Source organism: Pseudomonas silesiensis, from assembly GCF_001661075.1.
Classification (GTDB): Bacteria; Pseudomonadota; Gammaproteobacteria; order Pseudomonadales; family Pseudomonadaceae; genus Aquipseudomonas; species Aquipseudomonas silesiensis.
Genome location: NZ_CP014870.1, coordinates 1,936,861 through 1,949,028 on the forward strand (window position 1 = coordinate 1,936,861; position 12,168 = coordinate 1,949,028).

Here is a 12,168-nt window from a genome sequence, read left to right on the forward strand (position 1 = left end):
CAAGTCCTTCAGACTATCTTCAACCCTTCAAACGGGTTCCACCCCTGCGAGCCTTTTTCCTGTTTCAGGTAATACGCATAGTTGGCGCTCAACCCATACATCAGTGCAAAGACGACGTTCAGGCCGCTGCCCAAGGCGTAGGGCAATTCACGGCCCAGGATTGTGAAGATCAACGACAGGCTGAAGCTGACGACGACGATGATCGCTATCAGCGCCAGGTTCTTTTTCCACAGGCCAAGCACGAAAAGATAAACCGGGCCGAAGAAAATCGCGATGAAGTTCATATTGATCAGCATGCGCTTGCGGGTCGTTAGCTGCTTGAGCGCGGAGCTGAAGGTGGGGTTTTTGGGGCTGCCGTGCTGATTGAAAAAAGCGAATCGCTCTTTCCATTTCGGGCTGGCATCGTGGTTTTGCAATTCGTCCGTGCTGCTCATGTTCTGTCCTTTTTTTGGGGCGCTGCTCGGTCGAGACATCGACCAGCTTTTTGCAGGCTGCAGGTCAGTGACCAATGTGGCGACTTGAGTCTCGGGCAGCGCAGGAATTTTCACAAGCCATTATGTTCAGCCCCGATGAAGCTTGGAATCAGAAGGGGGACGCATGAAATAAATCTGTCGCCGTTTCCGCACAATCAGAGCGCAAAACCTGCCAGCCATTGGTGATGGTGCTGCTTTGACGTCGACTGCCTGGCAACAATGGATCGCCGACCGTCACCAACAGCGCAAATAAGCGTGAATTGTTAACGGCGGCCTGCTATTACCCTGTAACCACCTGAACGAAGGAGCGCTGACATGTCGACCACCAAGAAGCTGGCCCTGATGATCGCTGCGCTGTACTTCTCGAGCTTTGCCCAGGCCCGCGAGCTTGAGGTTGCCACGGGCGGCGCGACCGTGACCATCAATGGCATTACCTACACCGGGAAAAACATCAGCGTTGACGGCAACCGGGTGGTGGTCGATGGCGTCGAGCAGGCTGTGCCAGTGACAGGTCCGGTCAGCGTCGTCGTGAACGGTAACCCCGCCTCGGTTGAAACGGCCGCTGGCAGGGTTCAGGTCACCGGCAATGTCGGCAGCGTCCGCACCATGAGCGGCCATGTCGACAGTGGTGATATCAATGGCGATGTCACCACCATGTCGGGCGATGTGAGTTGCAAGGTTCATACGGGCGACACTAAAACAGTCTCCGGCAACATCAGGTAATCAGCGCCGATGGCCGATAGTCCTGGAGATGTTCCCGGGTGGCACCTGTGTCCAGGTGCCTTGAACCCTGCAGTTACAGCCAGGCTTTGATTTGCGTGCAAACCGCTTGAGTTGAAATACCGTAGCGATCATGGAGTGTTGGCAGCGCGCCGGCATCGAGGAAGGCGTCCGGTAAGGCTATTTGCCTGAAAGTAGGTGTTACGCCGTTCCGCAGCAGGACCGTGGCAACCGCCTCACCCAGTCCACCGATGATGGAGCTGTTTTCCGCGGTAATGACCAGTCGACCGGGTTTTCTGGCTTCAGCCAGAATGGTTTGTTCATCCAGGGGCTTGATCGTCGGTACATGTAGCACGGCCACATCAACGCCATCAGCTTGAAGTTCTTTGGCCGCTTCCAACGCGCGCATCGTCATTAAACCGGTGGAGATGATTAAAACATCATTGCCGGTACGCAGGGTTTTGGCTTTGCCGATCTCGAATTTGTAGCCGTATTCGTCCAGCACCAGCGGCACATTTCCGCGTAGCAGACGCATGTAGACGGGCCCTTGGTGAGCGGCGATGGCAGGCACTGCCTGTTCGATCTCGAGCGCGTCGCACGGGTCGACGATCATCAGGTTGGGCATGGCACGGAAGATCGCCAGGTCGTCCGTGGCCTGGTGGCTTGGGCCGTAACCGGTGGTGAGACCGGGCAAGCCGCAGACGATTTTGACGTTGAGGTTTTCCTCGGCAATCGCCATGCAGATGAAGTCATAGGCGCGGCGGGAGGCGAATACGGCATAGGTCGTGGCGAAGGGTACGAAGCCTTCCCGGGCCATCCCCGCTGCCGCGCTCATCAACAACTGCTCGGCCATGCCCATTTGATAGAAACGATCTGGGTGGGCCTTGGCGAAAATGTGCAGGTCGGTGTACTTGGACAAGTCGGCGGACATGCCCACGATGTCTGAACGCTGATCCGCCAGCGCGGCTAACGCATGGCCAAAAGGTGCTGAGCGGGTGGCCTGGCCTTCAGAGGCAATCGACGCGATCATCGCCGAGGTGGTCAGGCGTTTTTTAGGCGGCTCGATCATTGAAGTCGGGGTATTGGTTGCGTTGTTCATTGGTTTTTTCCTTCTTCAAGATTGCTCAGTGCCAGATCCCATTCGTGCTCTTCCACACGGATGAAGTGGGTCTTCTCGCGGTTTTCCAGGAAGGGCACGCCTTTACCCATTTTGGTGTCGCAGATGATGACTCGCGGTTGCGTGCCGGGATGGTTGCGCGCGGCATCGAATGCGGCGACCAGTGCCTCCAGGTCATTGCCATCGACCCGTTGGGTGAACCAGCCAAATGCCTGCCAGCGATCAACGATCGGTTCGAACGAGAGGATTTCGCTGGAGTAGCCATCGGCTTGCTGGTTGTTGACATCGACTATGGCAATCAGGTTGTCGAGCTTCCAGTGCGAGGCCGACATCACCGCTTCCCAGGTCGAGCCTTCATTCAGTTCGCCGTCCGACAGCAAGTTGTAGACGAAGGAAGACGAACCTTTGCGCTTGAGGCCCAGGCAGGCCCCGACCGCGATGCCCAGGCCCTGACCCAGCGAACCGCCGGTGATTTCCATGCCTGGGGTGTAGGTCGCCATGCCCGACATCGGCAGCCGGCTGTCATCCGATCCGTAGGTTTGCAGCTCATCGAGCGGGATGATTTCGGCTTCGATCAATGCGGCGTACAGCGCAATCGCGTAGTGACCGATGGAGAGGTAGAAGCGGTCTCGCTCCTCCCACTGCGGGTTTTCCGGCCGATAGTTCAGGGCGTGAAAGTAAGACACTGCCAGCAGGTCGGCGGCACCGAGGGCCTGGCCGACATAGCCCTGGCCCTGGACTTGACCCATTTGCAGCGCGTGCCGACGAATATTGTGGGCGCGCTGCACCAGGGTTTTGGATGACGCGTATGAAGGATGGGTAGTCATGCTAAAAACTCCGTTAAATCAACGATTGACCAGGGCGGCGGGAATGCGCAGTACCAACAGGGCACCGGCCACCAGTACACCGGTGATCAGGTACATGCCGATGGCGCTGGAGCCGGTGAGGGTGGTGATCCAGCCGATCAGGTAAGGCGAGCAGAAGCCGGCGAGGTTGGCGAAGCTGTTGACCGCCGCGATGCCCGCGGCGGCAGACACTCCACCGAGCAACGTGGTGGGTAACATCCAGAACATCGACGTCGCGGACAGAATTCCGGAAGCGGCCAGGCATAGACTCAGAATCGAGAGCGTCACATTTCCCCCCATCATTGCCGCCAGGGTCAGTCCGATGGCACCCGCGAACATCGGTATGATGAGGTGCCAGCGGCGCTCGCGATGTTTGTCGCCGCTGCGTCCGGCATACAGCATGGCCACGATTGCGCAGAGGTAGGGCAGGCTGGTCAGCACGCCGATTTGCATCGGGTCGGACACCCCTGCGTTACGCACCAGGGTCGGCAGCCAGAAGGTGATTGCGTACTGGCCCATCACGACACAGAAGTAGATGGCGGCCAATAACCAGAGACGACGGTCGCGGATGAACTCGCCCACAGAGGCATGGGTGACTTTGTGCTGGTCATCCTCGGCCAGCTCGCGGGCGATCAGCGCTTTTTCGTCGTCGTTGAGCCAGCTGGCTTGATGCACGCCGTCCTTGAGATAGCTCAATACCAGAAGTCCAACCACGACCGTGGGCACCGCCTCCAGCACGAACATCCACTGCCATCCCGCCCAGCCATGCATCCCTGCGAAGTGGGTCATGATCCAGCCGGAGAGGGGGCCACCCACCATGCCTGACAGCGGAATGGCGATGAACCACAACACGGTCATGCGGGCACGACGGTAGGATGGAAACCAGTAGGTCAGATACAGCAACAGACCCGGCGCCAGGCCGGCTTCGGCAATGCCCAGCAGAAAGCGCAACGCATAGAACTGCCAAGCGGTTTCGACGAAGGCGAACAGAGCGGAAACGATGCCCCAGGTGATCATGATGCGCGCGATCCAGACCCGCGCACCGACCTTGTGCAGGATGATGTTGCTGGGGACTTCGCAGAGGAAGTAGCCGATGAAGAACATGCCAGCGCCCAGCCCGTAGACCGTTTCGCTGAGCGCCAGATCGTTCATCATTTGCAGTTTGGCAAAGCCGACATTGACTCGATCCAGATAGGCGCACAGGTAGCACAGCATCAGGAACGGCATCAGGCGCCACGCGGTTTTCCGGTAGGCGTTGGAGCGCACGGTCGAAACCGCTTCGAGCGACAGGGTTGTCATGATGGTCCGATCTCTTGTTTTTATTGACCGCCAGGCTATAAAGCCTGGCTGCGTCGTCGATCCAGAACCGCACGGGCCGCGCAGGCCCGCCAGGTATCATCAGTGAATCAGCATGCCGCCGTTCACATCCAGCGTGATGCCAGTCAGGTAGGAGGAAAGGTCACTGGCCAGGAACAGGGCCGCGTTGGCGACGTCCTGCGCTTCACCAAGGCGGCCTAACGGAATGCCGTCGATGATCGCGTGGCGGCGTTCGTCCTGCATCAGGCCGCCGGTGATGTCGGTGTGAATCAAACCAGGTGCGATGGAGTTGACGCGAATCTTGTCCGGCCCCAGTTCTCGTGCCATGGCTTTGCCCAGACCCAACACGCCCGCTTTGGCGGCACTGTAATGCGGGCCACCGAAAATGCCGCCACCGCGCTGGGCCGAAACGGAAGACATGCACACGATGCTGCCGGAAGACTGTTGACGCATGGTCGGAATCACCGCCTGCGACATCAGCAAGGTACCGCGCAAGCTGACGTCCAGTACCTTGTCGTAATCGCAAGGGCGAATGTCCAATGTCTTGAGGGGCTGGGTGATGCCGGCGTTGTTGACGAGAATGTCGATGCGGCCAAAGTGCTCGATGATTTTGGCGACGGCCGACTGAACCTGCGATTCGTCAGCAACGTTGGCTGCAAGACCGAGATGTCCTTCACCCAGGGAAGCAGCGGCATCACGGGCGGCGGATTCATCCAGATCGAGGATCACGACGTGTGCACCCTGTTGCGCAAAGGTGGTCGCTGTAGCGCGGCCAATGCCTCGTGCGGAAGCTGCACCGGTGATGATCGCGACTTTGCCTTGAAGAAGCATGGAAGAGTACCTCTGATTGTTTTTATTGGGTCGACCCACAATGAATCGATGACTCAGCTTGGTCCCCAGGCATGCCTTGAGCAATAACGTGAATGTCACTCGATGCTGAAAAAAATTCAGCACTCGTCAATCGGGTTATCGGGTGTTTGAATAGGAAGAACCCCGGTTCATGTCACTTGCAGCGGAATAACATAATGATGCGTTCACCCGGCGACGCGCCTCCGATACTGCCACCCCTGAAAGCCATTCAGGCCTTCGAGCAGACGGCCCGATTCGGCAACGTTGCCCGCGCCGCGGAACTGCTCGACCTGACGCCCTCGGCGGTCAGTCACCAATTGGCCAAACTGGAGGCGATGATCGGCCGGCAGTTGTTCTTGCGAACGGCGCGGGGCGTGACACTCACACCGGTCGGCGAGCAATACCTCAAGGAAGTGTCTGGCATCCTCCACAGTCTCGCGATAGCGACCGAACGTGCCGCCAGTGATGTCAGCCTGGACTGCCTGCGGTTGCACTCGTCGCCCAGTTTCGGCCTGTTGTGGCTGATGCCGCGCCTGGAGCAGTTCCGGGAAAGTCATCCGGATATCCAGCTCAACCTGTCGTGCTCCTACGAGTCGCTGCACTTCAGTCGGGACAAGATCGATGTCGATATTCGCCATGGTTTGCCCAACTGGCCAAGCTTCGAAGTGCGGACAGTGAGAGACGAAAAAATTGCGGTGATGGCGTCACCGAAACTGCTGGAAAAGCGCCCTGTGCACAGTGTTGTCGATTTGCTGGACAGCAACCTGATCATGTCGGAGGCGACGCTGATCAAGTGGCCGCAGTTGTTCGCGCAGCATGGCGTCTCACGCCCGGATAAACCCTATACCCTGAGCTTCGACCGTTCGTATATGACACTGGAAGCTGCAAGCCATGGGCTTGGTTTTGCCCTCGAAAGTACCTTGCTCGCCCAGGACTACCTCGCTCGGGGCGTATTGGTCGAAGTGGCGCCGGAGCTGAGCGCGCCTATTACGGCGCACCATCTGGTATTTCCCCGGGCCCATTCCAATTTTCCAAGGGTGCGGCGGTTCCTGGAATGGATGCAAAAGGAATTGGGACATGATTTTGCGTACTGATTGCAACATCAAGTCCGATGTACCGAGGCGCCCGTAGCGCATCACGATGACCAAGGGGTTGGTCGCTGCATGAACAGGGTAAGGCGAGCAGTTGAACTAAAAACTGACCGGTTAGTCAGGATGGTTGGCTGCTCTTCTCCCATTACGAGGATCCCCCCATGCACAACTACACCGTGAAATACCTGTTCAACGGCGAGCCCCGCACTCACAGTTTCGAACTCAGCCAGGCTCGGCTACCCGTGCATGAGGCGGCAATGCATCTGCTACAGCTGCATTTGGGGGATGCCGAGAACAGCCTGGTCATGCCCACGGCGGATTCGACGCCGGAGGAGATTTTAGAGCAGGCGGAGCGGGTAGGGCTGACGCGGATCGAGGTTGTTGGTCTTGCTGGTTGAGGTCAGGCGCAATCACATTAAGGGCGCTTCCTTGGGGAGGCGCACTTTTTGCTGTTCGAACTTATAAAAAATGGATCCGCTATTTAGCCACAGGCACCGCCAACCACTGCTCCAAAACCTTCTGATAATTCCCCGTCACCTTCGCCAGATGCAGCCACTGATCGACATACAACTTCCAGCTGATGTCGTCCCGCGGCAGCAGATAGGCCTTCTCCCCATATTGCATGAACCGGGTTGGATTGACCGCGCACAAACCGGGTTTGAGTTTCTGCTGGTACAGCGCTTCCGAAGCATCAGTGATCATCACGTCGGCCTTCTTGTCCAGCAGCTCCTGGAAGATGGTCACGTTGTCATGCAGGCGCAATTGCGCCTTGGGCAGGAAGGCGTGGACAAAGGCTTCGTTGGTGCCGCCGGCCGGTTCGACCAGGCGCACCGAAGGCTGGTTGATTTGCTCGATGGTCTGGTACGACGCCTGCTCTTCGCAGCGCACCAGCGGGATCTTGCCGTCGACATCCAGGGTGGTGCTGAAGAAGGCTTTTTTCTGGCGCTCCAGCGTGACCGAGATGCCGCCGACGCCGATGTCGCATTTGCCTGCCAGCATGTCGGGCATCAGGGTTTTCCAGGTGGTCTGCACCCATTCGACCTTGACGCCAAGGCTGTCGGCCAGCGAGCGGGCCATGGCGATGTCGATCCCCGAGTATTCGCCGTCATCGGCTTTGGAGGTATAGGGTTTGTAGTCGCCCGTGGTGCAGACGCGCAGCTGGCCTTGTTGAATGACGGTGTCCAGGTGCGATGGGCTTTGCTGGGCCTGAACGCCGAAGGATAGGACGAGCAGGCCTCCGAGCGTCATCGCGGTTTTGATTTTTTTCATTGTTATTGGGCTTTTGAATTGGAATGTCGGCCGAGTGTAGTGAATTGGTTCCTCAACTTGAAGAACTGGCGACCCAACTCGTAAAGCGCGTACAGCTAACATGAGCGCAGTGAGGCGCATGCAGCTTTCCATTCAGGACAAAAACCGGTCGTGATTACGGGAGCATTGTCGCTGCCGAAGTTCTTATTGGCGGGTCGTGGACTTTGAAGACGACGCAACCGTGGCGCCACCACAATTGATGTACGAAGAAGACTTCAGCCACCGCTGGTCGGGATAGTAAGAGAACAGCAACTGCCCATCTTTCATCGAGTCGATCAGCTTGTGCGCAATGGCCGGTCGTACTGCCGGGCAACCCAGGCTTCGACCGATTCGCCCATTCGCCCGTGCAAGTACCGGGCTGACATAAGGTGCGCCGTGGATAACGATCGCCCGGTCAAACGCATTGTCGTTGAAACCCGGCTCCAGTCCTTCCATGCGAAGCGAGTAACCGTTCTGCCCGACATAACTCGCCTGGGTGCGGTACAGGCCGAGGCTGGTGGCAAAACTTTCGTTCTGATTGGAGAATTTGACCGCCATGTTCTCGCCGCTGTTGCGACCGTGGGCCACCAGTTCGTGGAACAGCAACTTGCGTTTCTTCAGATCGAAAACCCATAGCCGCTGTTCGGTGGAGGGCAGTGAGTAATCGATCACTGCTAGCCTTTGCACCGGGGCTTTGCCCTGGGCGATGCTACATTGGGAAGCGCGTACCGCCAGTCCAATGACTTTGGCGTTGGCATGGGGAGCCGCTTTGATCAGCGCGGCTTCAAGCGAATCGGCGTACGCTGCCGGTATTGAGAGGGAGGTCAGCAGCAGGGCCGTGATTGCCATGCCAATGCGGTCTAGCGCCATAGTCGTGTCTCATTAGATGGTGTCAAGTCTAGCAGTCTGTAGGATGCTAGTTGTTGAATGCAGGAGATTAAGGATTATCCATGGTGCAGTTAACAAGGTTATTCGTCATAAGCCGCGTCTTTTTTATGGTCTTTCTGATCAGCGGTGCAGCGCAGGGGCAAACGTCGCCGATCATGCTGTCATCTCCAGCGGATGCGATGAACGAGACGGCACCTGATGACATCGTCGCTCAGGCGATTCAGGCCGAACTGGCGCCACTGGCAACTGCGTTCCCGCCGTTGCTCACCTCGCCGCGTCATCAGCGGGTGGATGTGAACCGGGTGGTGATGGATTTTTACAGCCATCGCGGTTATCGCGCCGCCTGGTCCCATGACAGCGACGTTGCACAGTTGCTGAAAAGCCTGGGCGAAACCCAGGTCGACGGGCTCGACCCCGCGGATTTTCGCATTGCCGAGCTGGCCGGGGCGCAAACATTGATGCAGTCCATGGTGCCCACCCCGGCGCAACGCGCTGCGTTCGATATGGCGGCCACCCATACCTTCATCACGGCATTGCTGCAGCTACGACGCGGCAAGGTCGACCCATCGCGACTGGACATGCATTGGAACTTCGACCCTGTCGGCGTCGATCCTCGTGCAGACGTAAACAATTTCTTCGCCGCGCTCGACAACCACGATGTGGCGCGGGCGTTCGCCCAAGCGCCACCACAAGAAGCGATTTATGGCAGCTTGCGGATGGGCCTGGCGCAATTGCGCACGGTGCGGGACAGGGGGGGCTGGCCGAAGGTTGCCGAAGGTGAGTCGCTCAAGCCCGGCATGGATAACGCTGCGGTCGGGCAGTTGCGGACCCGTTTGGTGGCGGGGGGCTATCTGGCTCCACAACGAACGCCGCGCACGATTTACGACGACGCCGTCATCGCTGCGGTGAAGAAGTATCAATCCGAGCAATACCTGGGCGCGGACGGTGTGGCGGGGGCGGCGACGCTGGCGGCCCTGAACGTACCCGTCGAGGCGCGGATCGACCAGGTCCGGGTGAACATGGAGCGCGCGCGCTGGTTGCTGTACAAGCTGCAGGGCACGTTCGTCATCGTCGATATCGCCGGCTACAAGGTGGCGCTCTACCGCGACGGCAAGGCGATATGGCGTTCACGGGTACAGGTCGGCAAGCCGTACCGCAGTACGCCGGTGTTCCAGTCCGAGATCACCTACGTCACGTTCAACCCGACCTGGACCGTGCCGCCGACGATCCTGGTCCAGGATATGCTGCCCAAGATCCGCAGTAATCCAGGCTACCTGGCCGCGAACCGCATCAGGGTCCTGGATCGCGAAGGCAATGTGCTCGATCCGGCGGGCGTTGATTGGGATCACCCGCGCGGCCTGACCTTGCGTCAGGATGCCGGTGCGGAGAACTCGCTGGGTCAGGTGGTGATCCGGTTTCCTAACGACTATGCGATCTATCTTCACGACACCCCCCACCGCGAGTTGTTTGCCAAACCCTTCCGTGCCACCAGTTCCGGTTGCATACGGGTGGAAAACCCGTTGCAATTGGTGGAGCTTTTGTTTAACGATCCGGTTCGGTGGAATGCCGCCGGGATCCAGGCCCAATTGGCAAACGGCAAAACTGAAAACATCAAGCTTCCCGTGAAAGTGCCGGTGTTGCTGGCGTATTGGACGGTAGACTTGAGCAACGATGGCCGGGTGATTTTCAAACCCGACATTTACGGGTATGACACGGCTGTGCTTCGAGGGTTGAACAAGCCGTTGAAACTACCCATCCTGGATTGGCAGCGCGCAGGTAGTCCCGCGGTCGTGGCGGGGCAGAACCAACAGTAGCCAGGACGGGCGCTGGATCTAATATCGTTAAAGGAGGGAATCTGAAGATGGATGTTGCGCAAAAAAAACCGTCATTGACTACGCGTCAGCTTGCGGTGCATGACTTCGATGAGTGTCGCAACATTCAAAAGGGTCCGGTGTTTATCATTGCCTCGGGCGCGTCCGCGAAAGATTTTCCGCTGGAGAAGTATGCCGACGTTCCGATGATTACCATGAACGGGGCTATTTCGATGTTCGTCGAGCCTGATATCAAACCGTTCTTTTACGCCTGTACGGACGACGATTTTTGCCGACAACAGCCTTATCTTTTTGCTGAAGCCATGCGCCGCAGTCAGCGGATAGCCTTGTGGAAAGACCTCGTCAGGTATGAAGCGCTGGCGCCCGAGGGCGAACTTTATTTGCTGACGCAGGCGCCCAAACTCTCCTGGGGCGAGTTGCTGTTCCGGCGGGATAAAGAGCTTGTCCGAAGACGAAAGTTAGGGACTGGCCGCAATCGAAGCCTGGGTTTCAGCAAGAACCTCAAACGAGGCTTTTTCGATGCCCGCACAGTGGCCTACCTGGCGTTGCAAATCGCCTATCACGCGGGGTTCACCAAGGTGTTTCTGGTGGGCGTCGACCTGGATCAGTCGGCAGGTCGCTTTTATGAAAAGGCCGGCGCCGTTGTTTCGCCGTGCAACCTCGACGATCACTTTCATACGAGAATCCTGCCGTCGTTCGAGATCATGGCGAAGTACGTCATGGATGATGATTTTCAGGTCTACAACCTCTCCGGTTCATCGCGGATTCCCGGTGAACTCGTGCCCCAGGTGACGCTGGATCAAATCGACAGGATGATTTGAAGAGATGAGCGTCATCAGGACATCGGTCAAAGGAACCGTCAACATGCCTTGCCAACTTCTTCGCGCAAAAAATCCACCAGCGCCCGCTGCAACCCGGTCAGCGCGCCATCCCGGCTGATCAGTGCCAGCTCCGTCGGCGACAGTTCGGGCAGGTCATTGCACACGCTGTGCTCAGGCAATACCGCCGAAACCGGCAGTATTGACACGCCCAGGCCGCAAGCGACCGCAGCCTGAATGCCTGTCAGGCTATGACTGCCAAAGGCAACCCGCCATGGCCGCTGTGCCACGTCCAGCAGACGGATGGCCCGCTGCCGATAAATGCAGCCTTGGGGAAACAGCGCCAACGGGACCACTGCGTTGGCTGTATCCACATCCACATCGCCTGGAGCAGATCCCGCCCCATCGTTCGTTTCGTCAGTTGGGCACCCTCGGCCTGCACCTCGCCCTGGAAGACTTGGGGCTGTCCAGCGCTCCCGAAGACAGTCAGCGCCTGGCCGCCGAGATCCCGCGCATGCCGCCGTTTCCCGAAGTGATCGAGACCCTGGCGCAACTCAAGGCAATGGGGTTCAAGTTGTGCATCGTGTCCAATACGGATGACGACATCATCGCCGGCAATGTCGCGCAGCTCGGCGGGTCTATCGATCGTGTCATCACCGCCCAGCAGGCTGGCGCCTACAAGCCGACCCCGCGATTGTTTGACTACGCTCATGAACAGCTCGGCGTCAGTCGCGAGCAGGTGGTGCACATTTGCGCCAGCCCGATGCTGGATCACGCCGCTGCCCGGGACATGCATTTTCGGTGCGTGTGGATCGATCGCGGCACCGGTCGGCAATTGCTGCCGGATTATCGACCTGATGCCATATTGAGCACGCTGGATCAGGTCGTCCCCTTATTTAAATCTCTTGGCTGGTAGCACACGGAGTCGTCG

General features: G+C 58.3%; 13 protein-coding genes and 1 pseudogene. 6 read left to right on the forward strand and 8 right to left on the reverse strand.

The genetic code is table 11. The annotated features are described in order from the left end of the window. Positions 1 to 8: 8 nt before the first annotated feature. Entirely contained in the window at positions 9 to 434 is a 426-nt protein-coding gene (locus tag PMA3_RS08780; protein ID WP_064676791.1) for a DUF2628 domain-containing protein, read from the reverse strand. Between the two features lie 354 nt (positions 435 to 788). On the opposite strand from PMA3_RS08780, the gene PMA3_RS08785 reads away from it, so the two are divergent. Then, entirely contained in the window at positions 789 to 1,196 is a 408-nt protein-coding gene (locus PMA3_RS08785) for a hypothetical protein (RefSeq protein ID WP_082930279.1), read from the forward strand. A 73-nt stretch (positions 1,197 to 1,269) separates the two neighbouring features. Here the strand turns inward: PMA3_RS08785 and PMA3_RS08790 are convergent, their stop codons facing one another. The 4 genes from PMA3_RS08790 to PMA3_RS08805 all read right to left on the reverse strand — a co-directional run bounded on the left by PMA3_RS08790 (position 1,270) and on the right by PMA3_RS08805 (position 5,303). Continuing rightward, entirely contained in the window at positions 1,270 to 2,292 is a 1,023-nt protein-coding gene (locus tag PMA3_RS08790; protein WP_064676792.1) for a transketolase family protein, read from the reverse strand. Continuing rightward, a complete protein-coding gene (locus tag PMA3_RS08795; protein ID WP_064676793.1) occupies positions 2,289 to 3,137 on the reverse strand; it encodes a transketolase in 849 nt (282 codons plus the stop codon). The genes PMA3_RS08790 and PMA3_RS08795 overlap by 4 nt, the downstream gene beginning before the upstream one ends. Positions 3,138 to 3,155: 18 nt before the next feature. Then, complete coding sequence (locus PMA3_RS08800) at positions 3,156 to 4,454, reverse strand: MFS transporter (RefSeq protein ID WP_064676794.1); 1,299 nt, start codon at positions 4,452 to 4,454, stop codon at positions 3,156 to 3,158. 99 nt (positions 4,455 to 4,553) lie between these two features. After that, positions 4,554 to 5,303, reverse strand: coding sequence for an SDR family NAD(P)-dependent oxidoreductase (locus PMA3_RS08805; protein ID WP_064676795.1), 750 nt, complete (start codon positions 5,301 to 5,303; stop codon positions 4,554 to 4,556). A gap of 197 nt (positions 5,304 to 5,500) precedes the next feature. On the opposite strand from PMA3_RS08805, the gene PMA3_RS08810 reads away from it, so the two are divergent. Both PMA3_RS08810 and PMA3_RS08815 read left to right on the forward strand, forming a co-directional pair. Further along, complete coding sequence (locus tag PMA3_RS08810; protein WP_064680643.1) at positions 5,501 to 6,415, forward strand: LysR substrate-binding domain-containing protein; 915 nt, start codon at positions 5,501 to 5,503, stop codon at positions 6,413 to 6,415. 158 nt (positions 6,416 to 6,573) lie between these two features. Continuing rightward, a complete protein-coding gene (locus tag PMA3_RS08815; protein ID WP_064676796.1) occupies positions 6,574 to 6,810 on the forward strand; it encodes a hypothetical protein in 237 nt (78 codons plus the stop codon). Between the two features lie 79 nt (positions 6,811 to 6,889). Here PMA3_RS08815 and PMA3_RS08820 read toward each other — a convergent pair whose 3' ends face one another. Both PMA3_RS08820 and PMA3_RS08825 read right to left on the reverse strand, forming a co-directional pair. Next, positions 6,890 to 7,681 carry a transporter substrate-binding domain-containing protein gene (locus PMA3_RS08820; RefSeq protein ID WP_064676797.1) on the reverse strand — a complete coding sequence of 264 codons (792 nt, stop codon included), beginning with the start codon at positions 7,679 to 7,681 and terminating at the stop codon, positions 6,890 to 6,892. A 183-nt stretch (positions 7,682 to 7,864) separates the two neighbouring features. Continuing rightward, entirely contained in the window at positions 7,865 to 8,569 is a 705-nt protein-coding gene (locus tag PMA3_RS08825; protein WP_064676798.1) for a murein L,D-transpeptidase catalytic domain family protein, read from the reverse strand. 80 nt (positions 8,570 to 8,649) lie between these two features. Here PMA3_RS08825 and PMA3_RS08830 point away from each other — a divergent pair, with 80 nt between their 5' ends. Both PMA3_RS08830 and PMA3_RS08835 read left to right on the forward strand, forming a co-directional pair. Continuing rightward, entirely contained in the window at positions 8,650 to 10,401 is a 1,752-nt protein-coding gene (locus tag PMA3_RS08830) for a L,D-transpeptidase family protein (protein WP_064676799.1), read from the forward strand. A 47-nt stretch (positions 10,402 to 10,448) separates the two neighbouring features. After that, positions 10,449 to 11,240: a hypothetical protein gene (locus PMA3_RS08835; protein WP_064676800.1), complete on the forward strand. Its 792-nt coding sequence runs from the start codon at positions 10,449 to 10,451 to the stop codon at positions 11,238 to 11,240. 38 nt (positions 11,241 to 11,278) lie between these two features. Here PMA3_RS08835 and PMA3_RS08840 read toward each other — a convergent pair. Then, positions 11,279 to 11,611 (reverse strand): annotated as a pseudogene (locus PMA3_RS08840) (LysR substrate-binding domain-containing protein); the annotation flags it as partial. On the opposite strand from PMA3_RS08840, the gene PMA3_RS08845 reads away from it, so the two are divergent. Beyond that, entirely contained in the window at positions 11,512 to 12,153 is a 642-nt protein-coding gene (locus PMA3_RS08845) for an HAD-IA family hydrolase (protein WP_082930280.1), read from the forward strand. The pseudogene PMA3_RS08840 and the gene PMA3_RS08845 overlap by 100 nt on opposite strands. Positions 12,154 to 12,168: the final 15 nt, after the last annotated feature.

Bases quoted from the DNA above. Each gene is read 5' to 3' on its own strand.
- PMA3_RS08780 (WP_064676791.1), bottom strand. From the start codon at position 434: ATGAGCAGCACGGACGAATTGCAAAACCACGATGCCAGCCCGAAATGG.
- PMA3_RS08785 (WP_082930279.1), top strand. From the start codon at position 789: ATGTCGACCACCAAGAAGCTGGCCCTGATGATCGCTGCGCTGTACTTC.
- PMA3_RS08790 (WP_064676792.1), bottom strand. From the start codon at position 2,292: ATGAACAACGCAACCAATACCCCGACTTCAATGATCGAGCCGCCTAAA.
- PMA3_RS08795 (WP_064676793.1), bottom strand. From the start codon at position 3,137: ATGACTACCCATCCTTCATACGCGTCATCCAAAACCCTGGTGCAGCGC.
- PMA3_RS08800 (WP_064676794.1), bottom strand. From the start codon at position 4,454: ATGACAACCCTGTCGCTCGAAGCGGTTTCGACCGTGCGCTCCAACGCC.
- PMA3_RS08805 (WP_064676795.1), bottom strand. From the start codon at position 5,303: ATGCTTCTTCAAGGCAAAGTCGCGATCATCACCGGTGCAGCTTCCGCA.
- PMA3_RS08810 (WP_064680643.1), top strand. From the start codon at position 5,501: ATGCGTTCACCCGGCGACGCGCCTCCGATACTGCCACCCCTGAAAGCC.
- PMA3_RS08815 (WP_064676796.1), top strand. From the start codon at position 6,574: ATGCACAACTACACCGTGAAATACCTGTTCAACGGCGAGCCCCGCACT.
- PMA3_RS08820 (WP_064676797.1), bottom strand. From the start codon at position 7,681: ATGAAAAAAATCAAAACCGCGATGACGCTCGGAGGCCTGCTCGTCCTA.
- PMA3_RS08825 (WP_064676798.1), bottom strand. From the start codon at position 8,569: ATGGCGCTAGACCGCATTGGCATGGCAATCACGGCCCTGCTGCTGACC.
- PMA3_RS08830 (WP_064676799.1), top strand. From the start codon at position 8,650: ATGGTGCAGTTAACAAGGTTATTCGTCATAAGCCGCGTCTTTTTTATG.
- PMA3_RS08835 (WP_064676800.1), top strand. From the start codon at position 10,449: ATGGATGTTGCGCAAAAAAAACCGTCATTGACTACGCGTCAGCTTGCG.
- PMA3_RS08845 (WP_082930280.1), top strand. From the start codon at position 11,512: ATGGCCGCTGTGCCACGTCCAGCAGACGGATGGCCCGCTGCCGATAAA.